Below are 24833 nucleotides of genomic sequence, written 5' to 3' on the forward strand. Positions count from 1 at the left end.
CGGGGCCGTAACGGCACGGCACGTTCCCGCCCCATGAGGCCTCGCACCCGCGTCCTTCTTCTCGTCACCGCCGCCTTGTCCGGCTGTACGGTCGGCCCCGATTACCGCCCCGCCGCGCCGCAAGCGCTGGGGGTGCCCGATGCCTGGTCGGTGCCCGCCGCCACGGCGCAGGCGCAGGACCTCGGCCATTGGTGGCGGTCGTTTGACGATCCGCTGCTCGCCGAACTGGTCGAGCAGGCGGTGGTCGCCAATACCGATGTCGTCCAGGCGATCGCCCGGCTGCGACAGGCGCGCGAAAGCCTGATCCAGAGCCGCGCCTCGCTGCTGCCCAATGTCTCCGGCTCGACCGGCTATCAGCGCAACGAGAATCTGCGCGGCGGGGGGCGCAGCTTCACGTTGCCCGACGGCACCGTGGTCGACACCGGCGGGGGCGGCAGCAACAGCTTCACCGTGGGACTGTCGGCCAGTTACCAAGTCGGCCTGTTCGGCGAGGTACGCCGCACGGTCGAGGCCACGCGGGCGACCTATGAGGGCGCGGGGTTCAACTATGCCGCGACGCTGCTGACCGTCGAGAGCGAGCTGGCGCGCAACTATATGCTGGCGCGTGCCTATCAGGCGCAGCTTGCCAATGCGCGGGCCAGCCTGTCGCTGCAGGACGACAATCTGGAGATTGCGGGCTTCCGCGTACAGGCGGGCCTCGTCTCCTCGCTCGATGCCGAACAGGCGCGGGGCCAGCGGGCACAGACCGCCGCCACCATCCCCTCGATCGAGCAGCAATATAATGCCGCCGTCTCGCGGCTGGGCGTGCTGACCGGCCAGGCGCCCGGCGCGGTCAAGGCGCGGCTCGCGGCGGTCAGGCCGATCCCCACCGGCCCGGCCGTGATCGGCACCGGCATCCCCGCCGATATCCTGCGCCGCCGCCCCGATGTCCGCGCCGCCGAGCGCAATCTGGCCGCCGCCACCGCGCGGATCGGCGTGGCGCAGGCGGCGCTCTATCCGGCGCTCGCCATTTCCGGGAACATCAACACGGCGGCGACCAGCATCGGCTCGTTGGGCGATGCGATCACCGGCAGCCTGTTTGCGGGGCTGACCCAGGCGATTTTCAACGGCGGGCGGCTGCGCAGCCAGGTGCGTAACGCGCAGGCGCTCGCCGATCAGAGCTATGCCGCCTATCAGGGCACCGTGCTGCTGGCGCTGGAGGATGTCGAGAACGCCATCGTCGCGCTCAACACGGCGCGCGAGCGGGAGCGGCAATTCTCCATCCAACTCGATGCCGCGCGCAACTCGGCGATCCTGGCGCGTAGCCAGTACCGCTCGGGCCTCACCGACTTCACCACCCTGTCGCAACAGGAGGCGGCGTTCCTGAACGCGCAGAACGGGCTGGTTCAGGCTCGCTCCGACGCCGCGACCGCGCAAGTCGCGCTGTTCGCCGCGCTGGGCGGCGGATGGGACGACACGACCACCCCCGAAGCGCCGCCGCGCCTCGCCACAACCCCGGACAACCGCTGATGGCCGACCAGACTCTCGACGATTTCCTGGGCGTGAAGCCACAGCCGCGCTGGCGCAAATGGGTGCAGTGGGGCGTGGTGATCGTCGGCGTCGTCCTGCTGGCGCTGCTGCTCAAAAGCTGTTTCGGCGGATCGAAGGAGGCGGGCTTCTCCACCGCGCCCGTGACGCGCGGCGACCTGACCGTGACCGTCTCGGCCACCGGCAAGCTCGCGCCGACCAACCAGGTGACGGTCGGCTCGCAGCTGTCGGGTCTGGTCACCAAGGTGGTGGTCGATGTGAACGACCGGGTGAAGGCGGGCGAGGCGCTGGCGCTGATCGATCCCGAACAGATCGATGACCAGATCCGCGCTGCGCAGGCGACGCTGGCCGCCAATGTCGCGCAGGTGGCGCAGGCGCGCGCGACCGTGTCGGAATCGCAGGCACAGCTCGCGCGGCTGGAACAGGTCTACAAGCTGTCGAACGGCCGCGTGCCCTCGGCCACCGAACTCCAGGCGGGGCGTGCCGATGCCCAGCGTGCGGTCGCGGCGCTGCGCGTGGCGGAGGCCAATGTGACGGCCGCCCGCGCGCAGCTGGCGCAGTCGCAGACCCAGCGCCAGCGTGCGATCATCCGCTCGCCCGTCTCCGGCGTGGTGCTGGCGCGGCAGGTCGATCCGGGCCAGACGGTCGCCGCCTCGTTCAACACGCCGACCCTGTTCGTGATCGCCGAAGACCTGACCAAGATGAAGCTGGAGGTCGCGATCGACGAAGCGGACGTAGGCGAGGTCAAGGTCGGGCAAAAGGCCAGTTTCACCGTCGACGCCTTTCCGGGGCGGACCTTCCCGGCGACGATCACCCGCGTCGATCTGGGGTCGAACCTGACGGTCAGCGCGGCGACCTCGTCCACCTCGTCCTCGGCCAGCGCCACCTCGACGACGGGGCAGGTGGTCAGCTATGCCGCCGATCTGACGGTGGCGAACCCGGACCTGCAACTGCGCCCCGGCATGACCGCGACCGCCGATATCGTGACGTCGGACAAGAAGAACGTGCTGCTGATCCCCAATGCCGCATTGCGCTTCAAGCCGTCGGACGGCGCGGGACAGGGCGGCGGCGGCATCGCCGGATCGCTGACCTTCAGACCACGCCGCGACCGGGCCGCGCGCACCGCGACCGTCCAGCGCGGCGCGACCCAGACCGTCTATGTCCGTGGACAGGACGGCAAGCCGCAGCCGATCCAGATCGTCACCGGCGACACCAACGGATCGATGACCGAGGTTCTGTCGGGTGGCCTGAAACCCGACATGCAGGTCATCACCGGCCAGCTGGCGGGCGGCGACAGCGCAGCGCCCCGTGGCGGTGGCCAGCGGCGTCAGGGCGGCGGCCAGCAGGGCGGGGGCGGCGGTGGCCGCTGACGCCCCGCTCATCCAGCTTCGCGGCGTCACCAAGACCTATGGGATGGGCGCGACCCAGTTCCAGGCGCTGAAGGGTGTCGACCTTGACATTGCGGCGGGGGATTTCGTCGCGGTGATGGGGCCGTCTGGGTCGGGCAAATCGACCACGATGAACATATTGGGCTGCCTCGACGTGCCGAGCGGCGGCAATTTCCTGTTTCGCAGCCATCATGTCGAGACGCTGGACCGCGACCAGCGGGCGATGCTGCGGCGGCGTTATCTGGGCTTCGTGTTCCAGGGCTTCAACCTGTTGTCGCGCACCACCGCGCTGGAGAATGTCGAGCTGCCGCTGCTCTATCGCGGCGAGGACAAAAGGACCCGGCGCGACCTGGGCATGGCGGCGCTGGAGAAGGTCGGCCTCGACAAATGGTGGGACCATACCCCCGCCGAGCTGTCGGGCGGGCAGCAGCAGCGTGTGGCGATCGCCCGCGCCATCGTCACCAGCCCCGACGTCCTTCTGGCCGACGAACCGACCGGCAATCTCGATTCCGAACGCTCGGTCGAGATCATGGAATTGCTGACCGGCCTCAACCGCGACAGCAACATCACCGTGCTGATGGTCACGCACGAGCCGGACATGGCGGCCTTCGCGCGCACCGTGATCCACTTCAAGGACGGGCTGGTCGATCGGGTCGAGGCGCAGCACCGGCCGGGTGTCGTGCCCGCCATGGATATGTATTGATGTTCGGCACCACGCTCATCCTCGCCATCCGCTCGATCCGGCGGCATGTGCTGCGATCGTTCCTGACGACTTTGGGCATCATCATCGGCGTCGGCGCGGTCGTGACCATGGTGACGCTGGGCAAGGCGACGACGGCCGCCGTGCAGCAGTCCATCTCGTCGCTGGGCACCAACATCCTTCAGGTCCGCCCCGGTCAGGGCTTCGGCCGCGGCGGCGGCGGCCCGCGTCCGCCCGACTTCAAGCCCGAGGATGTCGAGGCGATCGCCGACCAGATCGCGGGCGTCACGGCGGTGGCACCGCAGGCGCAGACGACCGCGACCGCCATCTATGAGGGCGCGAACTGGTCGACGACCGTGACCGGCACGACGTTGGCCTATTTCACCGTACAGCCCTGGCCGCTGGCCTCCGGGCGATACTGGACGGGCGCGGAGCAGGCGGCGGGCAAGGCGGTGTGCGTCATCGGCAATACCGTGCGCCAGAATCTGTTCCGCAGCACCGATGCGGTGGGCAAGCGCTTCCGTATCGGGGCGATCAGCTGCGACGTGGTGGGCGTGCTGACGACGCGCGGGCAGGGGGGCTTCGGCGATCAGGATGACGTGGTGCTGATGCCGATCAAGGCAGTGCAGCGGCGCTTCACCGGCAGCCGCGATATCCGCCTGATGCTGGTCGGCGTCGATCAGGCCTATTCGACCTCGGCGGTGCAATCGTCCCTGACCGACCTGCTGCGCGAGCGGCGTAGCATCACCGGCGGCAAGGACGATGACTTCAACATCTTCGACACCAAGCAGATCAGCGACACGCTGACCAGCACGACGACGATGCTGACCCGGATCGTCGCGGCGGTGGCGGCGATCAGCCTGGTGGTCGGCGGCATCGGCATCATGAACATCATGCTGGTGTCGGTGACCGAGCGCACGCGCGAAATCGGCATCCGCCTGGCGATCGGCGCGGTCGCGCGCGAGGTGCTGATGCAGTTCCTGGTCGAGGCGGTGGTGCTGTCCTGCCTGGGCGGGATCATCGGCCTGATCCTGGCGCAGGCGATCATCGCCCTGCTGGTTCCGCTGATGCAGGTGCCCTGGACCTTCGACCCCCAGATCAACATCATCGCCTTTGCGATCTCGGCGGTGATCGGGGTCGTCTTCGGCTATTTCCCGGCGCGGCGGGCCGCGGCGCTCAATCCGATTGACGCGCTACGGCACGAGTGATCGTCCGCTCGGGCGCGTGGACGAGCTGCCGGAGCTTTTCCAGATCCTCGGGCGTATCGATATCGATCAGCTCCGCCGGGGCGGTCACGACATGCCGCCCGCCCGCCACCAGCCTGCGGCCGCCTTCGTCGCCTTCCAGCTTGAGCAGCGCCTCGAACTGGCCTGAGCCGAAGACGCCCGGCGGGGTGGGGTGTTCGCCATTGCTCGACACCACGACCGAGTCCGGCCCGTCAAAGGCATCGAACAGGCGATAGATATGCGCCGCCGTCACGCGCGGCATATCGGCCAGCGCGATCAGGATCGCCTGGGGTGAGGTCGCCATGGCCTCGCGCACGCCCAGATGCATGGAGTGGGACATGCCCTGTCCGACATCGTCATTATGGATCACCCGGTATCCGCGTGCCCCGAAGTCGAGCTGGCAACCGTCCGTCACCACGATCCGGTCGGCAAAGGGAATGCTCTCCAATGCGGTGGTGACGTGAAAACCGACCGGCTTGCCGAGAAATTCGGCCTCCAGCTTGTTTGCCATCCCAAAGCGGCTCGACTGTCCCGCCGCGAGCAGGACGAGCACCACATCCTTAGGGTCGATCATGAAAGGCTCCTATCATCGCCGCCGCGATCGACAGCGCGATCTCGGAGGGGCCGATCGCACCGATGTCGAGGCCGACAGGGCCATCGATCCGGTCGATCGCTGACGGAGAAACGCCCATCGCCGCCAGACGCTCCCGCCGCGCGGCATGGCTGCGCCGACTGCCCAGCGCGCCGACATAGGCGGTGTCGCTCGCCAGCGCGGCGACCAGCGCGGGGTCGTCGATCTTGGTGTCGTGGCTCAGCGTCACGACGGCGGTGGCGGGGCCGGGCGCATAGGCCGCCACCGCCTCGTCCGGCCAGCGATCGTCGAGCGTGACGCCCGGAAAGCGCTCCTCGGTCAGGAAGCGCGCGCGCGGATCGATGACGACCGTCGCGATGCCGAGCGTCTGCGCCAGTTGCGCCAGGCTCTGCGCGATCTGCACCGCGCCGACGATCAGCAACCGGCGCGGCGGGTCGTAGCGATTGGCGAAGACCTCGCCGGTCTCCACGGGCCGCAGGTCCGAATGGCCGGTGGCCAGGTCGGTCGTGACGGTCAGGGCGCGGCCGGCCTCGCGGGCCTCGGCGATCCGGTCGAAGATTTCGGGATCGAAGCCGTCCGCCGATACGGGCTGGACCATCACCGCGATCTCGCCGCCGCAGGGCAGGCCGACTTCCCAGGCGGAGGCATCGGCGACACCATAGCGCTTCACCTGGAAGGGCGCGCCCGCGATGACTTCGGCGGCGGTGTGGAGGATGTCGTTCTCGACACAGCCGCCCGACACCGACCCCTCGAACCGGCCATCGGCATGGACCAGCATATGGCTGCCGCGCGGACGCGGTGCCGACCCCCAGGTCGACACCACGGTCGCGATCGCCATCGGCTCGCCCCGCCATTCGCAGGCGGCGGCGAGGACGCTGTCATGGTCGCTCATCAAAGCGCCGGGAGGTGATCGAGCAGCTTGTCGAGCGTCACCGGCATCTCGCGCACCCGGACACCCGTGGCATTGTAGATGGCGTTGACCACCGCCGGGGCCGCGCCGGAAATGCCCAGCTCGCCGATCCCCTTGGCATGGATCGGATTGGCGTGGATGTCACGCTCGTCGAGGAAATGGACTTCCAGCTGGGGCACGTCGGCATTCACCGGCACATGATATTCGGCGAGGTCGTGGTTCACCACCTTGCCCGTGCGCGGATCGTGGATCAGATCCTCGGTCAGCGCGGTGCCGATGCCGAAGGTCATGCCGCCCAGGCACTGCGAGCGCGCCGTCTTGGCGTTGAGCACGCGCCCGGCCGCGAACACGCCCAGCATCCGCCGGACCCGTACTTCGCCGGTGATGACGTTCACACCGACCTCGGCGAAATGTGCGCCGTAACCGGCCTGGCTATACTGCTTCTCCTGCGCGCCCGGCTTGATCTCGCCGATCGCGGACAGGCCCTTTTCGCCGACCAGCTCGCCGATCGGGACCGAGCGGTTGTCGCCGATCGCCATGCCGTCCTTGAGCGTCAGTGCATCGGGTTCGACACCCATCGCCTTGGCGAGCTTCTCGCGCACGCGTTCGGCCGCCAGATAGACCGCCGAGCCCGCCGAGGCGGCGCCCCAGGACCCGCCCGAACCGGCGGCGGGGGGATCGTTGGTGTCGCCCAGCGCCATCGTCACGCGCTCGACCGGCAGGCCCAGGATCTCGGCGGCGATCTGCGCCATGATCGTGTAGCTGCCCGTGCCGATATCGGTCATCGCCGAGGAAACGGTCGCGCTGCCATCGGGGTGGAGTTCGACCTTGGCGGCCGACTGCTGCAACTGGTTGGAGCGGCAGGCGGCGGCAACGCCCATGCCGATCAGCCAGTCGCCCTCGCGCCGCTGGCCCGGCTTCCGGCGCTGGTCCCAGCCGAAATGCCTGGCGCCTTCCTCCAGCGAGCGGGTCAGCTGGCGGGTGGAATAGGGGACCTTGAGTTCCGGGTCCTGCTCGGGATCGTTGACCTTGCGCAGGGCGATCGGGTCCATGCCGATCGCCTCGGCCAGCTCGTCCATGGCGCATTCCATGCCGACCATGCCGACCGCCTCGCCCGGCGCGCGCATCGAGCCCGACAGCGTCCAGTTCAGCCGCACCACGTCATGGTTGATCCGCCGATTCTCACCGCCATAGAGGAAGTGCGTACCGATCCCGACGGGTTCGAAGAAGTCTTCGTCGGGCAGGTTGGAGGTGATCGATTCATGGCCCAGCGCGACGATCCTGCCGCCCGCCTCGGCACCCAGCCGCATCCGCTGTTCGGTGTTGGAACGGCGCACGGTCGCCTCGAACACCTGCTGGCGCAGCATCACGGCCTTGACCGGGCGACCCAGCTGCTTGGCGGCGATGGCGGCGGCGACGCTCTCGGGGGCGATGCCCAGCTTCGACCCGAACCCGCCACCGATATAGCGCGAGATGATCCGCACCTTGGACGCCGACACGCCCAGCGCCTTGGCCAGCTGCTGCGCGTCGGAGGTCGGCATCTGGTAGGCACCGTACAGCGTCAGCGCACCGTCTTCCCACACCGCGATCGAGGCGTGGGGCTCCATCGCCGCCGAGTTCTGGCTGGGGGTGGTGTAGGTGACGTCGACCTTGACGGCGGCATTCTCGAACGCCTTGTCGAAATCGCCCTGGTCGTAATGGCCCTTGATCAGGCCGTCGGGCGCGGGCTCGGCCTCGCCCTTGTTCGCCTCATAGTCGAAGGTGCCGTCGAGCGGTTCGTAATCGACCTTCAGCTGCTTGGCGGCGTCGCGTGCCACCTCGAAGCTCTCGGCGACGACGATGGCGATGATCTCGCCGAAATAGTCGACCGTGCGCACGCCTTGCGTCGGCGCGCTCGTCTCACCGCCCTGCTGCGAGTTGCGGATGAAGGTGTCATAGTCGGTGATGACGTCGATGACGCCGGGAATGGCCTTAACCGCATCGGCGTCGATCGTCTTGATCTTCGCATGGCCCCTGGTCGCACTGACCAGCACGCCATGCGCCACATTCTCGATGGCGTACTCGGCGGCGTAGGTGGCGGTCCCCGTCACCTTTTTCGGGCCGTCCACCCGGTCGAGCGGTTTGGAAATCACGCCCTGCACGCCCGTGTCGAGCAGACTGTCGGGATGCGGCTGATTCATGGTCAGCGCGTTTTTGTCGTCCTTGCCGAATCCGAACATGGGATCAGCCCTCCTGCGTCAGTTCACGGAGCGTCGCGACCAGAATGCGGCGCGTCAGCGGAATCTTGAAGTCGTTCGAGCCATAGCCCCTGGCGTCCGCCAGCAGCGCATCGGCGGCGGCGTGGAAGCTGGCATCGGTCGGCTCCTGTCCGACCAGCGCGGCCTCCACCGCCTCGTTGCGCCATGGCATCGGGCCAAGCCCGCCAAAGGCGAGGCGTGCCGAGGTGATCCGGCCGCCCTCGACGGCGACGATCCCGGCGACCGAAACCAGCGCAAAGGCATAGGATGCCCGGTCGCGAACCTTGCGATAGGTCTGGCGACCCGCCGGGGCGGGGGGCAGCTCGACATGGGTGATCAGCTCGCCCGGCTCCAGCACATTCTCGATCTCGGGCATATTACCCGGCAGGCGATAGAACTCGCCGATCGCGATCCGGCGGCGATCGCCATCGGGCTTTTGCGTGACGATCACCGCCTCCAGTGCGCGCATGGCGACCGCCATGTCGCTGGGGTGAGTCGCGATGCACTGGTCCGAGGTGCCGAGGATCGCGAGGATGCGGTTCTCGCCGCCGATCGCCGAACATCCGCTGCCCGGCTCGCGCTTGTTGCAGGGGGTGGCGGGGTCGTAGAAATAATAGCAGCGCGTCCGCTGGAGCAGGTTGCCGCCGGTCGACGCCTTGTTGCGCAGCTGCCCCGAGGCGCCCGCCAGCAAGGCGCGCGACAGCACCGGATAGCGCTCGATCACGCGCTTGTCGGCGGCAAGGTCGCTATTGGGCACCAGCGCACCGATGGTCAGCCCGCCATCCTCGCGCTCCTCGATGTCGGTCAGGGGCAGGCGGCTGATGTCGATCAGAGTCTCGGGCGCCTCGACCTGCAATTTCATCAGGTCGAGCAGGTTCGTGCCGCCTGCGATGAAGCGCGCGCCAGGGACCGCCCCGTCGCGGGTTGCCGTCGCGACCGAATCGGCGCGCGCATAGTCGAACAGCTTCATGCCGCGACCTCCTTGCCGACATCCTCATTGGGATTGCGGTCGCCCAGACCCGCCGCATCGCGGATCGCATCGACGATATTGGGATAGGCGGCGCAGCGACACAGATTGCCGCTCATCCGCTCGGAGATTTCCTCGACCGTCAGCTCGGCCGCGCCCAGATCCCCGGTGACATGGCTGGGCCAGCCCTTCTTCACTTCGTCCATCATGCCGACCGCCGAGCAGATCTGCCCCGGCGTGCAATATCCGCACTGGAAGCCGTCATGGCGGACGAAGGCGTCCTGCAAGGGGTGGAGGTTGCCCGGCTGGCCCAGCCCCTCGATGGTGGTGATCTCGTCATTCTGATGCATCACCGCCAGCGTCAGGCAGCTGTTCACGCGGCGGCCGTTGACCAGCATCGTGCAAGCACCGCACTGACCATGGTCGCAGCCCTTCTTGGAGCCGGTCAGGCCCAGATGCTCGCGACACAGATCGAGAAGGGAGGTTCGGACATCGACCTCGATGTCATGCGATTGACCATTGATTGTGAAATGCATGCGGCATCCCCTTTGGGAACAGGATTGGATGAACAAACGCCATGAATTCCCCGCGTTTCCCGTTGCGAACCACTCTCATTGCCGCCGCGCTGGTCTTGGGGCAGGGTGAGGCCATGTCCGCCGAACCCCAGACGCCGCTCTCCTCGCCCATCGTCATCGCGCATCGCGGGGCCAGCGGGGAGCGTCCCGAACACACGCTGGCCGCCTATGATCTCGCGATCCGCGAGGGTGCGGACGTGATCGAGCCCGACCTGGTGCCGACCAGGGACGGCCATCTGGTCGCGCGGCACGAGAACGAGATTTCGGGCACCACCGATGTTGCCGCCCATCCGGAGTTCGCCGATCGCAAGGCGACCAAGACGATCGACGGCCAGACCGAGACCGGCTGGTTCACCGAGGACTTCACGCTGGCCGAGCTGAAGACATTGCGCGCCCGCGAACGCCTGCCCCAGCTGCGCTCGACCGCCTATGACGGGCAATTCCAGATCCCGACGCTGGAGGAGATCATCGCGCTGGCAAAGACCCGGTCGAGGGAGACCGGGCGTACCATCTCCATCTATCCCGAAACCAAGCATCCGACCTATTTCGCATCGATCGGCAAGGGCACCGATGCGCCGCTGGTCGCCGCGCTCGACAAGGCGGGCTGGAAGACAGCGGACGCGCCGGTCTTCATCCAGTCGTTCGAGGTGAAGAACCTCCAGCATCTGAAGACCATGACCGGCATCCGCCTGATCCAGCTGGTCGCAGGCGAGGGTGGCCCGGCCGACAGGGCCGCGGCCAGCTATGCCGCGATGATGACGCCCGAAGGTATGAAGCAGGTCGCGACCTATGCCTGGGGGGTCGGGCCGGACAAGGCGATGCTGTGGAACGGCGATGCGCCTTCGTCCTTGGTCGCCGACGCCCATGCGGCGGGCCTGCGTGTCCACCCCTGGACCTATCGCGCGGAAAACCAGTTCGTGCGGGCGGCCTTTCGCAAGGGCGCCGATCCCAGGGCGCATGGCGATGTCGCGGGCGAGATTCGCGCCGCACTGGGCCAGGGCATCGACGGTTTCTTCACCGATTTCCCGCAAATCGGGGTAGAAACGCGCAATGCTTTTTTGCGCGCCCGCTGAAAGACCCCGTATCCATGCGTAACCTCGTCCTGAAACTCGCCGTCCTGACTCTCCCGCTGGCGACCGGGGGCTGCGTCAAGACGGTGGCCAGCGTGGTGAAGGCGCCGTTCCAGGCGGCGGGGCAGGTGGTCGACTGGACGACGACCAGCCAGTCCGAGGCCGACCGCAATTACGGCCGCAAGATGCGCAAGCAGGAGGCCAAGGAAGGCCGCGAGCGCCGCGACTATGAGAAGCAGTGCCGCAAGCACCCGGAGCAATGTCAGCAGGGTCGGCAGGGCCAGCCCAGCCAGCAGGGCTATGACGGCTATCGCGCCGGTTACTGATCGCTGACGGGCGGCGGCCATCCGGCGAGGATGGCCGCCACGGCAGCCTGGACCTCGGGTCGGTGCTGGACCCATAAAGGGCTGGATCGGACCTCGACCGCCGGGCTCATATCGTCGCGGCAGATCGTGCCCGCGACCAGCCCGTCGGTCCGGTTCCAGACCGCGGCCGAGGGGGCGAGGACGGCGGGATCACAGCCACCATGTCACCGTCCATGGGAAGGGCGTCCACCATCCCATCCGCACCCCTGCCGCCGCCAGCGCGTCGCCGGTCCAGCTGTTGCAGGTATGCGTGGCGCTGTACCGCCCGCTCGCGTCATAAAAGGCGTCATACACGCCATAGCCCGGATAATGCGGCCCTCCGCGCCGCCAGCTCGCCTGAATGAAGGCGATCAGGTGGCGATAGGCCTCGCGCGACAGGCGGATCGCCCGCACATCCTCGCCATTCGCGCGGGGCAGGGGCAGATGGTCGACATGGATCAGCGTCCGGTCGCTGCCCAGCGCGGCGTGCAGGATCGTGCCCGGCTTCACGTCACGCCAGTGCGGCGTCTCGCGAAAGAAACCCGCCTCGCCCCAGCCGATGGCGAGGAAGGGAAACCCGGCATAGCGCGGGTCGCGCAGATCCTGTGGCCTCGCCCAATCGCGCCAGTCCATGCCTGCCGCCTGTTTGGGCACGATGATCGCGGTGTGGACAGGGCTTGACTCGACGAAGATCGTGACGGCATCCGCGCCCGCCTCCGGCATCGGCACCGTCGCCCGCGGGATCGCCCCCAGCGCCAGCCCCGCGCCCAGATAGGCCAGCAGGATCAGCCCGATAGCGGCCAACGCCCCCCTTGCAACGCGCCCCAGCCGTCGCCACGATATGGTTTCATTTGTCACCATCATCATGATAGGCTCCGCGAATGGCACAGGATACCCATGTTCTCGCCGCCCCGCCCGAAGGGGCTGGAGCCGATTGGACCATCCCGCAGGGGTGGGATCGTTACACGGCGGAAGAACATGCGACCTGGGATACGCTGTTCGCCCGCCAGTCCAAGTTGTTGCCCGGTCGCGCGTCGGAGGCGTATCTGCGCGGCCTCGATGTGCTCAAGCTGTCACGACCCGGCATTCCCGATTTCGAGGAACTGTCCGACCGGCTGATGAAACTGACCGGGTGGCAGGTGGTGGCGGTGCCGGGGCTGGTGCCCGACGATGTGTTCTTCGACCATATGGCCAATCGCCGCTTCGTCGCGGGCAATTTCATCCGGCGGCCCGACCAGCTCGATTATCTTCAGGAGCCGGACGTCTTTCACGACGTGTTCGGCCATGTCCCGATGCTCGCCGATCCGGTCTTCGCCGATTATCTCGCCGCCTATGGGCGCGGCGGACAGCGGGCGCTGGGCATGGATGCGCTGAAATATCTGGGGCGGCTCTACTGGTACACGGTCGAGTTCGGGCTGGTGCGTGAGGACGGCGACCTGCGCATTTACGGCGCGGGCATCGTGTCGAGCTATTCGGAAAGCCGCTTCGCGCTGGAGGACCCGAGCCCCAACCGGATCGGCTTCGACCTCGCCCGCGTGATGCGGACGGAGTATCGGATCGACGATTTCCAGCAGAATTACTTCGTGATCCCAAGCTACGAGGAGTTGTTGCGCACCACGCTGGAGACCGATTTCGCGCCGCTTTACGAGGAGATCAAGGCGTTGCCGGACATTCCGGTCGCGGAGATCGTGCCGGGGGATGAGGTGGTGACGCGGGGGACGCAGGATTATGCGAAGGCGAAGCTGGGATAGGGTTTCCCTGGGGCTTCGACTTCGCTCAGCCTGAACGGAATTTGGTATGACGCCCCAGCTCCGTTCAGCCCGAGCGACATCGAAGGCCACGCCCCAACCTCACCCCCAACCCCCGAAACGGAACCTTATCCCGCACCCCCGGTTCGCCATGTCATGCATGACCAGCCCAACAGAGCGGTGAAATACCCGCTGCTCGCCCAGCCCCATATCCAGCTCTACGGCACGGTGGACGAGGTGATGTATGCCGGGTTCAAGGACCAGCTGGCCGCCGCGCCCACGGACGGTCCGCTGGTCGTGTCGATGACCACCTTGGGCGGGGACCCCGAAATGGCGCGGGCGATGGGCGACTCGATCCGCTTGCTGCGCGACTATACCGGCCGCGAGACGCTGTTCCTGGGCAAGGTCGCGGTCTATTCGGCGGGGGCGACCTTCATGTCGGCCTTCCCGGTCGAGACGCGGTTCCTGACGCGGGGCACCCGGCTGATGCTCCATGAGCGGCAGATGTCGGGCTCGATCGACCTGACCGGCCCGCTCACCAGCCTGCCCGCGATCCTGAAGGCCAAGCTGCATGAGATCGAGCAGTCGGTCCTGATCCAGGAGGAGGGCTTCCGCGCCATCGTCAACGGGTCGCAGGTGTCGTTCGAGAGCTTGCGCGAAAAAGCAACGAGCAACTGGTATATCGACGCCGAGGAAGCACGCGACCTGGGGCTGGTCCTTGATGTGATCTGAGCCACCGCCTAAATCGCGCGAAGACATTTGCGACAACCGGCCCTGTCATGTATCGGCTCTGCTAATCCTTTGCCGGTCCCGGGACCGGCCCATCCAGCGGGTTAGAGACCATGGCCGAATTTGCCCTGCCGAAGAACAGCGTCATCAAGAAGGGCGAAACGCATCAGGCGACCACCGGTGGCCGCCTGAAGAAGTTCAAGGTGTACCGCTACGATCCCGATTCGGGCCAGAACCCGCGCTACGACACGTTCGAGGTCGATCTGGACGAATGCGGCCCGATGGTGCTCGATGCGCTCATCAAGATGAAGGCCGAGCAGGACAGCTCGCTGACCTTCCGCCGTTCGTGCCGAGAGGGCATTTGCGGATCATGCGCGATGAACATCGACGGTCGCAACGGCCTGGCCTGCACCACCGCGATCGAGGATGTGAAGGGCACGGTCCAGATCACGCCCCTGCCGCACATGGACGTGGTCAAGGACCTGGTCCCCGACTTCACGCATTTCTATGCGCAGTACGCGTCGATCAAGCCGTGGCTGCAGACCGTGTCGCCCGCCCCCTCGGGCAAGGAGCGGCTGCAGTCGCCGGATGACCGCGCCAAGCTGGACGGTCTGTACGAGTGCATCCTGTGCGCCTGCTGCTCGACCTCCTGCCCCAGCTATTGGTGGAACAGCGACAAGTTCCTGGGTCCAGCGATCCTGCTCCAGGCCTATCGCTGGCTGGCCGACAGCCGTGACGAGATGACCGGCGAGCGTCTCGACGAGCTGGAAGATCCCTTCCGCCTGTACCGCTGTCACACCATCATGAACTGCGCGAATGTCTGCCCCAAGGGCCTGAACCCCGCCAAGGCGATCGCCGAGATCAAGAAGATGGAAGCCGAACGGGTCATCTGATCCGGCTGCTTTCGATGGAAACGGGAAAGGGGGTCGGAAACGGCCCCCTTTTCTTATTCCTCCCCAAACTTGGCTTGGGGAGGGGGCCATCCGAAGGATGGTGGAGGGGCAGTATCCCCAACGAAGCGGTGACACCCCTCCGTCAGGCCTTCGGCCTGCCACCTCCCCTTGCAGGGGAGGAATGGGGTTGACGTCGGACAGGGCAGGGCAGACATCGCCCCCAACATGCCCGACATCCTCAACGCCTATCATCGCCTGATCGCCGCCGAAGAGCTTCGCCCCGATCCCGAACAGGCCGCCGCCGCCGCGCGTCTCGAACAGCTCGCGACCGAGCTGGAAACCCCGCGCAAGACCGGCTTCCTCGCCCGCCTGACCGGCAAGGGTGCGCCTGCCCCCAAGGGGGTCTATCTCTGGGGTGACGTCGGGCGCGGCAAGTCGATGCTGATGGACCTGTTCTTCGATCACGTCGCGGTCGAGACCAAGCGCCGGGTCCACTTCGCCGAGTTCATGCTGGAGGTCCACGCCCGCATCGCCACCGAGCGCGCCAAGCAGGCGGGCGACCCGATCGCTCCCGTCGCCGCTGCGCTGGCCGAGGAGGTCAGGCTGCTGGCGTTCGACGAGATGATGGTCACGAACAGCCCCGACGCGATGATCCTGTCGCGGCTGTTCACCGCGCTGATCGAGGCGGGGGTGACGATCGTCACCACCTCCAACCGGCCGCCCAAGGACCTCTACAAGAACGGCCTCAACCGCGAACATTTCCTGCCCTTCATCGCGCTGATCGAGGAACGGCTGGACGTGCTGGCGCTCAACGGGCCGACTGATTATCGGCGCGACCGGCTGGGGCGGCTCGACACCTGGCTGGTGCCCAATGGGCCGAAGGCGACGATGACGCTGTCGGCGGCGTTCTTCCGCCTGACCGACTATCCGGTCGAGGATGCCGCGCATGTGCCTTCCGAGGACCTGAAGGTCGGTGGACGCGTGCTGCATGTACCCAAGGCGCTGAAAGGCGTCGCGGTCTTCTCGTTCAAGCGTCTGTGCGGCGAGGCGCGGGGCGCGGCGGACTATCTGGCGGTGGCGCGACGCTTCCACACCGTCATCCTGGTCGGCATTCCCAAGCTGGGGCCGGAGAATCGCAACGAGGCGGCGCGCTTCGTCCAGCTCATCGACGCGCTCTACGAACACAAGGTCAAGCTGCTCGCCGCAGCCGACGCGCAGCCCGCCGAACTCTATGAAACCGGGGACGGCCGGTTCGAGTTTGAACGCACGATCAGCCGGTTGGAAGAGATGCGATCGGACGAGTATCTGGCCCAGGGTCATGGTCCCGATGAAGGGCTGATGACGCCTTAATGCATTTGCGAACTATTATCGTTTAAAATCTTAAACTCTGTGGAATAACGGTTGCCCCGACGCCCCAATAGGCGTAGGCCGCGTGACCAATCACGTACGTCCACTACGGAGTAGGATTGGAATGGCTCGCAAGAAGATCGCGCTGATCGGCGCCGGTAACATCGGCGGCACGCTGGCGCACCTCGCCGCGCTCAAGGGGCTGGGCGATATCGTCCTGTTCGACGTTGTCGAGGGCGTACCCCAGGGCAAGGCGCTCGACCTGTCGCAGTGCGGCCCGGTCGAAGGCTTCGACGCGAATATCAAGGGTTCCAACGACTATGCCGACATCGCGGGCGCCGATGTCATCATCGTCACCGCCGGTGTCGCACGCAAGCCCGGCATGAGCCGCGACGACCTGCTCGGCATCAACCTGAAGGTGATGAAGGCGGTCGGCGAGGGCATCCGCGACAACGCGCCCGACGCGTTCGTGATCTGCATCACCAACCCGCTCGACGCGATGGTCTGGGCGCTGCGCGAATTCTCGGGTCTGCCCGCGAACAAGGTCGTCGGCATGGCGGGCGTGCTCGACTCGGCACGCTTCTCGCACTTCCTCGCCGAGGAGTTCGGCGTGTCGGTGAAGGACGTGAACACCTTCGTGCTCGGCGGCCACGGCGACACCATGGTCCCGGTCCTGGAATATTCGACCGTCAGCGGCATTCCGGTCAGCGACCTGATCGAGATGGGCTTCTCGACCAAGGAAAAGGTCGACGAGATCATCAAGCGCACCCGCGGCGGCGGCGGCGAGATCGTCGCGCTGCTCAAGACCGGCTCGGCTTACTATGCCCCCGCCACCAGCGGCATCGCGATGGCCGAGGCGTATCTCTACGACCAGAAGCGCATCCTGCCTGCCGCCGCCCACCTGTCGGGTGAGTATGGCATCGACAATCTCTATGTCGGCGTCCCCGTCGTGATTGGCGCCGGTGGTGTCGAGAAGGTCGTCGAGGTCAAGCTGTCGGACGAGGCGAAGGCCAACCTTCAGGTCTCGGTCGACGCGGTCAAGGAACTGCTCATCGCCTGCAAGGGGATCGACGAGAGCCTGGCGTAATCAGCGAGTGAGCACCCACCCCGGCGAAAGCCGGGGTCCAGTTGGGAGTGTCCTCCCCCATGGATGGTCCGGCCTATGTTTACATTATGGCCAACCGCCGGAACGGAACGCTCTATCTGGGGTCGACGATCAACCTGCCGAAACGGGCCTGGGAGCATCGCAACGGCGTCGTCGAGGGGTTCACGAAACGATATGGCTGTCATCTGCTCGTCTGGTACGAGGTGCATGAGAGCCTGGAATTTGCACGGCAGCGCGAGCTGCAAATGAAAGAATGGAGACGGGGCTGGAAGTTGCAGGAAATCGAAGGACTCAATCCCGACTGGGATGATCTTTACGATCGGATCGCGCTTCCATGACCGTCTTCCCAACTGGACCCCGGCGTACGCCGGGGCGGTAAGGACGAAAAGCAGATGAGCATCCTCGTCAACAAGAACACCAAGGTCATCACCCAGGGCATGACGGGTGAAACCGGCACGTTCCACACCCAGCAGGCGCTGGCGTACGGTACGCAGATGGTCGGCGGCGTGACGCCGGGCAAGGGCGGCACCGAGCATATCGGCCTGCCGGTCTTCAACACCGTCGCCGAAGCCAAGTCAAAGACGGGCGCCGATGCGTCGGTCATCTACGTGCCGCCGCCCTTCGCGGCCGACTCGATCCTGGAAGCGATCGACGCGGAGATTCCGCTGATCGTCGCGATCACGGAAGGCATTCCGGTTCTCGACATGGTCAAGGTGAAGCGCGCTTTGTCGGGTTCGAAGTCGCGCCTGATCGGTCCGAACTGCCCGGGCGTGCTGACGCCGGGTGAGTGCAAGATCGGCATCATGCCGGGTTCGATCTTCAAGAAGGGTTCGGTCGGCGTCGTTTCGCGCTCGGGCACGCTGACCTATGAGGCGGTGTTCCAGACCTCGAACGCTGGCCTGGGTCAGACGACCGCGGTCGGCATCGGCGGCGACCCCGTCAACGGCACCAACTTCATCGACGTACTCGAGCTGTTCCTGGCCGATGACGAGACCCAGTCGATCATCATGATCGGCGAGATCGGCGGCTCGGCGGAAGAGGAAGCCGCGCAGTTCCTGCGTGACGAAGCCAAGCGCGGTCGTTCGAAGCCGATGGCTGGCTTCATCGCGGGCCGCACCGCGCCTCCGGGCCGTCGCATGGGCCATGCCGGTGCGATCGTGTCGGGCGGCCAGGGCGGTGCCGAGGACAAGATCGCGGCGATGGAAGCAGCCGGGATCAAGGTCGCGGCCAGCCCCTCGGAGCTCGGCTCGACCCTGCTGTCGGTGCTGAACAAGTAAGGCGTATCGCGTCACCCCGGCACAACCGCCGGGGTCCGTGGCGGCAGGCGGGCCGCTCGCGGCTGCGGACCCCAGGCGGATGTGCCGGGGTGGCGATCATGAAGAAGACGGGCGGTCGAGGAAGCGTCTCATGGGCTACGAAGGCCAGGAATTCAGCGACATCGCGGCGGGCGTCAGCCCCGCTTTCATCGAAACGCTCTATGCCAAGTATCAGGCCGACCAGGCGTCGGTCGATGCGGGCTGGCGGACCTTCTTCGAGGGTTTGGAGCAGGGCGTGGGCGCCCCCAGCTGGCAGAACAAGCGCTGGCCGCTGACCTCGACCGACGACCTGACGGCGGGCCTCGACCCGACCCAGATGGAACCGGCCCCCAAGCCCGCCAAGGGTGGCAAGCCTGCGCCTGCTGCTGCGGCCGCCGCACCTTCGACCGCCGACATTGTCAAGGCGGCGGGCGACGCGATCCGCGCGCAGATGCTGATCCGCACCTATCGGGTGCGCGGTCACCTCGCGGCGAACCTCGACCCGCTGGGCCTGTCGGGCCTGCGTGAGCTTCCGGAAGATCTGAAGACCGAATATCACGGCTTCACCGACGCCGATCTCGACCGCAAGGTTTACCTCGGCGGCACGATGGGCTTCGAATGGGCGACCGTTCGCGAGCTGGTCGACACGCTGCGCAAGAACTACTGCGGCAATGTCGGCCTTGAGTACATGCACATCGCGGACGTGGAGGAACGCCGTTTCCTCCAGGACCGGATGGAAGGTCAGAACAAGGCGATCGAGTTCACCGTCGATGGCAAGAAGGCCATCCTGAACAAGGTCATCGAGGCCGAGCAGTGGGAAAAGTTCCTCGGCAAGAAGTATGTCGGCACCAAGCGCTTCGGTCTGGACGGCGGCGAGTCGATGATCCCCGCGCTGGAATCGGTCATCAAGTACGGCGGCCAGATGGGCGTGCGCGAGATCGTGTTCGGCATGGCGCATCGCGGCCGTCTGAACGTGCTGGCCAATGTGATGGCCAAGCCGCTGCGCGTGATCTTCCACGAATTCGCCGGTGGTTCGGCCAACCCCGATGACATCGGCGGTTCGGGCGACGTGAAGTATCACCTCGGCACCTCGACCGACCGTGAATTCGACGGCCACAAGGTCCATATGTCGCTGGTCGCCAACCCCTCGCACCTCGAGGCGGTGAACCCGGTCGTGCTGGGCAAGACCCGCGCGATCCAGACGATCGCGGGCGATCTGGAGGATCACTCGGCCTCGGTGCCGGTGCTGATCCATGGCGACGCGGCGTTTGCGGGCCAGGGCATCGTCTGGGAATGCCTCGGCTTCTCAGGGATTCGCGGCTACAACACTGGCGGCTGCATCCACTTCATCATCAACAACCAGGTGGGTTTCACCACCAGCCCGCAGTTCGCGCGCTCCTCGCCCTATCCGTCGGATGTGGCCAAGGGCGTCCAGGCGCCGGTCTTCCACGTCAATGGCGACGATCCCGAGGCGGTGACCTTCGCCACCAAGATGGCGATCGAATTCCGCCAGAAGTTCCACCGCGACATCGTGATCGACATGTGGTGCTATCGCCGCTTCGGTCACAACGAGGGCGACGAGCCGGGCTTCACCCAGCCGCTGATGTACAACAAGATCCGCCAGCACCCCGGTGTCGCCGAGACCTATGCGAAGCGTCTGGTGTCCGAGGGCGTGGTCGATCAGGCCTGGGTCGACGAGAATATCAAGCAGTACACCACCCGCTGTGAAGGCGAGTTCGAGGCGGGCGCGAGCTACAAGCCCAACAAGGCCGACTGGTTCGCCGGTCGCTGGTCGGGTCTGTCGGCGCCCAAGGAAACCGATCAGGGTCGCCGCAACGTGGAGACCGGCCTCGACAAGAAGCTGTTCGACGCGATCGGCCGCACGCTGACCACGATCCCGGAAGGGCTTCAGGTCCACAAGACGCTGAACCGCGTGCTCGACGCCAAGCGCCAGATGTTCGCCACCGGCGACAATTTCGACTGGGCGACCGGCGAGGCCCTGGCCTTCGGTTCGCTGCTATCGGAAGGCTATGGCGTGCGTCTGTCGGGCCAGGATTCGGGTCGCGGCACCTTCTCGCAGCGTCACGCGGTCTGGGTCGACCAGACCGACGAGCACAAGTACGTGCCGCTCAAGACCGTCGAGCATGGCAGCTTCGAAGTGCTGGACAGCCCGCTGTCCGAATATGGCGTGCTGGGCTTCGAATATGGCTATGCGCTGGCCGATCCGAAGACGCTGGTGCTGTGGGAGGCGCAGTTCGGCGACTTCGTCAACGGCGCGCAGATCATGATCGACCAGTTCATCACGAGCGGCGAGTCCAAGTGGCTGCGTGCCAACGGCCTCGTGATGCTGCTGCCGCATGGTTATGAAGGGCAGGGGCCGGAGCACTCGTCGGCACGTCCGGAGCGCTTCCTCCAGTCCTGCGCCAACGACAATATCCAGGTTGCGAACTGCACCACCCCGGCCAACTATTTCCACCTGTTGCGCCGCCAGATGCATCGTAACTTCCGCAAGCCGCTGGTCGTCTTCACGCCTAAGTCGCTGCTGCGCCACAAGCTGGCAGTGTCGAAGGCCGAGGATTTCCAGGGCGAGAGCCACTTCCGCCGCCTGCTGTCGGACACCAACGGTGCCGCCGACGAGGCCACGACGCGGCTGGTCCTGTGCACCGGCAAGGTCGCCTATGACCTGATCGAGGCACGCGACGCGGCAGGCGATACCACGACCCAGATCGTGCGCGTCGAGCAGCTCTATCCGTTCCCGAGCGACGCGCTCGCCAAGCGGATCGCGCGGATGCCGAACCTGCAGGATGTGGTCTGGGCGCAGGAAGAGCCGAAGAACAACGGTTACTGGTTCTTCGTCGAGCCGCTGATCGAGGAGTCGCTGGCCGAGGCCGGGGCTTCGGTGAAGCGTGCCCGTTATGCGGGTCGTGCGGCGGCGGCTTCGCCCGCCACCGGCCTGATGAAGCGCCACACCGCCGAGCAGGGCGCGCTGGTCGCCGATGCGCTGGGCCATAATGTCCGCGAGGAAATCCGCCGGACGCGCGCCGAAGGCAGCAACACGACCGCCAAGCCGACCACGGCGGCGGCGGACTGAACGACTGACGAGTGCCCCGGTCCTTCGCGGGACCGGGGAGGGATGAAATCTGGCGCGGGCGTTTTGCCCGCCCGCGTAAGAGCCCCGGTCGATGGACCGGGCGGAGGAAATGGAAATGGCGACTGAAGTTCTGGTCCCGGTACTGGGCGAATCGATCTCCGAAGCGACGCTCGGCGAATGGCTGAAGCAGCCGGGTGATGCGGTGGCGGTCGACGAGCCGATCGCGAGCCTGGAGACCGACAAGGTCTCGGTCGAAGTGCCCTCGCCGGTGGCGGGTGTCATGGGCGACCATGCGGTGAAGGTCGGCGACACGGTGCAGGTCGGCGCGCTGCTGGCGACCGTCGACGCCGGTGGTTCGGCCCCGGCCAAGACCGAAGCGGCGACGCCTGCGGTGACCGCGGCTCCGGCGGCTGCTCCGGCTCCCGCCGCCGCCCCGGCCGCCGACGATTCGAGCGATTCGCCCGCCGCGCTGTCGCCGTCGGTGCGTCGTGCGGTCCTGGAGCATGGCCTCGACCCCGCGACGATCAAGGGCACCGGCAAGGACGGCCGTATCACCAAGGAGGATGTCGCCGCCGCCGCCGCCAACAAGTCGAGCGCCCCGGCTCCGGCCGCCGCTGCTCCGGCCGCTGCGCCTGCCGGTTCGGCGCGCAAGGAAGAGCGGGTCAAGATGACGCGCCTGCGTCAGACGATCGCCAAGCGTTTGAAGGAAGCGCAGAACACCGCCGCGATGCTGACGACGTTCAACGACGTCGACATGACCGCGGTAATCGAGGCGCGCGCCAAGTATAAGGACCTGTTCGAGAAGAAGCACGGCGTCCGCCTGGGCTTCATGGGCTTCTTCGTGAAGGCCGCGACGATGGCGCTGAAGGACATTCCTTCGGTCAACGCCTCGATCGAGGGCGATGAGATCGTCTATCACGATTATGCCGATATCTCGGTCGCCGTCTCGGCCCCGAACGGCCTGGTCGTGCCGGTCATCCGCGATGCGCAGGACCTGACGGTCGCGGGCATCGAAAAGACGATCGGCGACTTCGGCAAGCGCGCCAAGGACGGCACGCTGAAGATGGACGAGATGAAGGGCGGCACCTTCACCATCTCGAACGGCGGCGTGTTCGGCTCGCTGATGTCGACCCCGATCATCAACCCGCCCCAGTCGGCGGTGCTCGGCCTCCACCGTATCGAGGAGCGCCCCGTGGTCGTCGACGGCCAGATCGTCATCCGCCCGATGATGTATCTGGCGCTGTCCTATGACCACCGGATCATCGACGGCCGCGAGGCGGTGACTTTCCTGGTCGCGCTGAAGAACGCGATCCAGGATCCGACCCGCATCCTGATCGACCTTTGATCGCTTTGTGATCTATACGGATTCTCGTAACCACGAGGGTCCGTCCTTGCTGTGACAGGCGGGTGCGCCCGCAGGCTGGACCCCGAGAGCCGGGGAACGGGAGAGACAAATGGCTGAGTATGACTATGACGTCCTGGTGATCGGCGCTGGCCCCGGCGGCTATGTCGCGGCGATCCGCGCGGCGCAGCTGGGCCTGAAGACCGCGTGCGCCGAAGCGCGCGAGACGCTGGGCGGCACCTGCCTCAATGTCGGCTGCATCCCGTCCAAGGCGCTGCTGCACGCCTCCGAGCTGTTCGAGGAAGCGAGCCACGGCGCACTGGCGAAGTTCGGTGTCGAGATCGAAGGCGCCAAGCTCAACCTCGACCAGATGCACGCCGAAAAGGCCAAGGCGGTGGGCGAACTGACCGGCGGCATCGAATATCTGTTCAAGAAGAACAAGGTCACCTGGCTGAAGGGCAAGGCCGCGTTCCAGGATTCGAGCACGGTCAAGGTCGGCGACCAGATTGTCACCGCGCGCGACATCGTGATCGCGACCGGCTCGGTCGTGACCCCGCTGCCGGGTGTTGAGATCGACCAGAAGGTCGTCGTCGACTCGACCGGCGCGCTGGCGCTGCCCAAGGTGCCCGAGCACCTCGTCGTCATCGGCGGCGGCGTGATCGGCCTGGAGCTGGGTTCGGTCTGGCGTCGCCTGGGGGCCAAGGTCACGGTCGTTGAATATCTCGACCAGATCCTGCCCGGCTTCGATGGCGAGGTCCGCAAGGAATCGGCCAAGCTGTTCAAGAAGCAGGGCATGGAACTGAAGACCTCGACCAAGGTGACCGGCGTCACCGTCGAGGGCGACCGCGCGACCGTGTCGGTCGAACCGGCGGCGGGCGGTGCGGCGGAAACGCTGTCGGCCGACGCCGTGCTGGTCGCAATCGGCCGCAAGCCCAACACCGATGGGCTGAACCTCGAAGCCGCCGGCGTGAAGCTGAACGGCCGTGGCCAGGTCGAGATCGACCATGACTTCGCGACCAATGTCGACGGCGTCTGGGCGATCGGCGACGTCGCGCCGGGCCTGATGCTCGCGCACAAGGCCGAGGACGAAGGCGTCGCGGTCGCCGAGAACATCGCTGGCCAGACCGGCATCGTGAACCACGACGTCATCCCCAGCGTCGTCTACACCATGCCCGAGATCGCCGGTGTCGGCCTGTCGGAAGAGGCCGCCAAGGAGCGCGGCGAGGTGAAGGTCGGCAAGTTCCCCTTCATGGCCAACAGCCGCGCCAAGACCAATCGCGACACCGACGGCTTCGTGAAGGTCATCGCCGATGCCAAGACCGACCGCGTGCTGGGCGTGTGGATCATCTCGAGCCTGGCGGGCACGATGATCGCGCAGGCCGCGCAGGCGATGGAGTTCGGCGCCACGTCGGAAGACATCGCCTATACCTGCCACGCGCACCCGACCCATGCCGAGGCGCTCAAGGAAGCCGCCATGGCGGTGCAGGGCAAGCCGATCCACATCTGATCGGGCTGCATGGGACGAACGAAGGGAGGCGGGCATCGCGAGGTGCTCGCCCCTTTTGTTATGGGCCTCTGTAATTCCTCCCCTGCAAGGGGAGGGGGACCGCCGCGAAGCGGTGGTGGAGGGGGCGGGCCGCGAAGATCGTCCTGAATTGAAAGCGATCAGCATTGCACGGCTTTAGCCCCTCCCCTTTAGGGGAGGGGTTGGGGTGGGGCGTCGCCATGAGCGTTTCGCTTGCGGAAG

22 protein-coding genes are annotated in these 24833 nt (G+C 66.5%); 16 read left to right on the forward strand and 6 right to left on the reverse strand.

Translation table 11 applies throughout. The features are described 5' to 3' along the window. The first annotated feature begins 33 nt into the window (after positions 1-33). The 4 genes from SP5_RS03220 to SP5_RS03235 are packed head-to-tail and all read left to right on the forward strand — an operon-like array spanning position 34 to position 4823. Positions 34-1509 (forward strand): efflux transporter outer membrane subunit, encoded by a 1476-nt coding sequence (locus SP5_RS03220; RefSeq protein WP_042484002.1) that lies wholly within the window; start codon positions 34-36, stop codon positions 1507-1509. Continuing rightward, positions 1509-2897 carry an efflux RND transporter periplasmic adaptor subunit gene (locus tag SP5_RS03225; protein ID WP_042484005.1) on the forward strand — a complete coding sequence of 463 codons (1389 nt, stop codon included), beginning with the start codon at positions 1509-1511 and terminating at the stop codon, positions 2895-2897. Before SP5_RS03220 ends, SP5_RS03225 begins: the two co-directional genes overlap by 1 nt. Further along, entirely contained in the window at positions 2887-3618 is a 732-nt protein-coding gene (locus SP5_RS03230; protein ID WP_042484064.1) for an ABC transporter ATP-binding protein, read from the forward strand. Before SP5_RS03225 ends, SP5_RS03230 begins: the two co-directional genes overlap by 11 nt. Next, a complete protein-coding gene (locus SP5_RS03235; RefSeq protein WP_042484007.1) occupies positions 3618-4823 on the forward strand; it encodes an ABC transporter permease in 1206 nt (401 codons plus the stop codon). The genes SP5_RS03230 and SP5_RS03235 overlap by 1 nt, the downstream gene beginning before the upstream one ends. Here the strand turns inward: SP5_RS03235 and SP5_RS03240 are convergent. From SP5_RS03240 to SP5_RS03260, 5 genes are read right to left on the reverse strand one after another with little or no spacing between them, the layout of a single operon-like run. After that, positions 4792-5415: a nucleotidyltransferase family protein gene (locus SP5_RS03240; RefSeq protein WP_042484009.1), complete on the reverse strand. Its 624-nt coding sequence runs from the start codon at positions 5413-5415 to the stop codon at positions 4792-4794. The genes SP5_RS03235 and SP5_RS03240 overlap by 32 nt on opposite strands. Then, positions 5402-6325, reverse strand: coding sequence for an XdhC family protein (locus tag SP5_RS03245; RefSeq protein ID WP_042484011.1), 924 nt, complete (start codon positions 6323-6325; stop codon positions 5402-5404). Before SP5_RS03245 ends, SP5_RS03240 begins: the two co-directional genes overlap by 14 nt. Then, a complete protein-coding gene (locus tag SP5_RS03250; protein WP_042484013.1) occupies positions 6325-8562 on the reverse strand; it encodes a xanthine dehydrogenase family protein molybdopterin-binding subunit in 2238 nt (745 codons plus the stop codon). The genes SP5_RS03245 and SP5_RS03250 overlap by 1 nt, the downstream gene beginning before the upstream one ends. 4 nt (positions 8563-8566) lie before the next feature. After that, complete coding sequence (locus SP5_RS03255; protein WP_042484015.1) at positions 8567-9550, reverse strand: FAD binding domain-containing protein; 984 nt, start codon at positions 9548-9550, stop codon at positions 8567-8569. Further along, positions 9547-10083 carry a 2Fe-2S iron-sulfur cluster-binding protein gene (locus SP5_RS03260; protein ID WP_084220546.1) on the reverse strand — a complete coding sequence of 179 codons (537 nt, stop codon included), beginning with the start codon at positions 10081-10083 and terminating at the stop codon, positions 9547-9549. The genes SP5_RS03255 and SP5_RS03260 overlap by 4 nt, the downstream gene beginning before the upstream one ends. Positions 10084-10196: 113 nt before the next feature. On the opposite strand from SP5_RS03260, the gene SP5_RS03265 reads away from it, so the two are divergent. Together SP5_RS03265 and SP5_RS03270 are read left to right on the forward strand one after the other, a co-directional pair. Continuing rightward, positions 10197-11195 (forward strand): glycerophosphodiester phosphodiesterase, encoded by a 999-nt coding sequence (locus tag SP5_RS03265; RefSeq protein ID WP_042484019.1) that lies wholly within the window; start codon positions 10197-10199, stop codon positions 11193-11195. Positions 11196-11209: 14 nt separating this feature from the next. Beyond that, complete coding sequence (locus tag SP5_RS03270) at positions 11210-11518, forward strand: hypothetical protein (RefSeq protein ID WP_042484021.1); 309 nt, start codon at positions 11210-11212, stop codon at positions 11516-11518. A gap of 189 nt (positions 11519-11707) precedes the next feature. On the opposite strand, the gene SP5_RS03275 is transcribed toward SP5_RS03270, so the two are convergent. Next, on the reverse strand, positions 11708-12403 hold the full coding sequence (locus tag SP5_RS03275; protein ID WP_083748145.1) for a TIGR02117 family protein: 696 nt from the start codon (positions 12401-12403) through the stop codon (positions 11708-11710). Positions 12404-12417: 14 nt separating this feature from the next. Here SP5_RS03275 and phhA point away from each other — a divergent pair, with 14 nt between their 5' ends. The 10 genes from phhA to lpdA all read left to right on the forward strand — a co-directional run bounded on the left by phhA (position 12418) and on the right by lpdA (position 24593). Next, the gene (gene phhA, locus SP5_RS03280) at positions 12418-13287 is read left to right on the forward strand and encodes a phenylalanine 4-monooxygenase (RefSeq protein WP_042484022.1); all 870 of its coding nucleotides are present in this window, start codon (positions 12418-12420) and stop codon (positions 13285-13287) included. Between the two features lie 153 nt (positions 13288-13440). Continuing rightward, complete coding sequence (locus SP5_RS03285) at positions 13441-14016, forward strand: ATP-dependent Clp protease proteolytic subunit (protein ID WP_042484024.1); 576 nt, start codon at positions 13441-13443, stop codon at positions 14014-14016. A gap of 110 nt (positions 14017-14126) precedes the next feature. Beyond that, a complete protein-coding gene (locus SP5_RS03290; RefSeq protein ID WP_042484025.1) occupies positions 14127-14906 on the forward strand; it encodes a succinate dehydrogenase iron-sulfur subunit in 780 nt (259 codons plus the stop codon). Positions 14907-15131: 225 nt separating this feature from the next. Then, positions 15132-16256 carry a cell division protein ZapE gene (zapE, locus tag SP5_RS03295; RefSeq protein ID WP_042484027.1) on the forward strand — a complete coding sequence of 375 codons (1125 nt, stop codon included), beginning with the start codon at positions 15132-15134 and terminating at the stop codon, positions 16254-16256. 121 nt (positions 16257-16377) lie between these two features. Further along, the gene (gene mdh / locus SP5_RS03300) at positions 16378-17340 is read left to right on the forward strand and encodes a malate dehydrogenase (RefSeq protein WP_042484028.1); all 963 of its coding nucleotides are present in this window, start codon (positions 16378-16380) and stop codon (positions 17338-17340) included. A gap of 59 nt (positions 17341-17399) precedes the next feature. After that, positions 17400-17696 (forward strand): GIY-YIG nuclease family protein, encoded by a 297-nt coding sequence (locus tag SP5_RS03305; RefSeq protein WP_042484031.1) that lies wholly within the window; start codon positions 17400-17402, stop codon positions 17694-17696. A gap of 54 nt (positions 17697-17750) precedes the next feature. Continuing rightward, complete coding sequence (gene sucD, locus SP5_RS03310) at positions 17751-18635, forward strand: succinate--CoA ligase subunit alpha (RefSeq protein WP_042484035.1); 885 nt, start codon at positions 17751-17753, stop codon at positions 18633-18635. Between the two features lie 130 nt (positions 18636-18765). Further along, a complete protein-coding gene (locus SP5_RS03315) occupies positions 18766-21744 on the forward strand; it encodes a 2-oxoglutarate dehydrogenase E1 component (protein ID WP_042484036.1) in 2979 nt (992 codons plus the stop codon). Positions 21745-21859: 115 nt separating this feature from the next. Further along, a complete protein-coding gene (gene odhB, locus SP5_RS03320; RefSeq protein WP_042484068.1) occupies positions 21860-23089 on the forward strand; it encodes a 2-oxoglutarate dehydrogenase complex dihydrolipoyllysine-residue succinyltransferase in 1230 nt (409 codons plus the stop codon). A 109-nt stretch (positions 23090-23198) separates the two neighbouring features. Beyond that, positions 23199-24593: a dihydrolipoyl dehydrogenase gene (gene lpdA, locus SP5_RS03325; protein ID WP_042484038.1), complete on the forward strand. Its 1395-nt coding sequence runs from the start codon at positions 23199-23201 to the stop codon at positions 24591-24593. Positions 24594-24833 lie beyond the last annotated feature (240 nt).

The sequence above is a fragment of the Sphingomonas parapaucimobilis NBRC 15100 genome (genome assembly GCF_000787715.1).
Classification (GTDB): Bacteria; Pseudomonadota; Alphaproteobacteria; order Sphingomonadales; family Sphingomonadaceae; genus Sphingomonas; species Sphingomonas parapaucimobilis.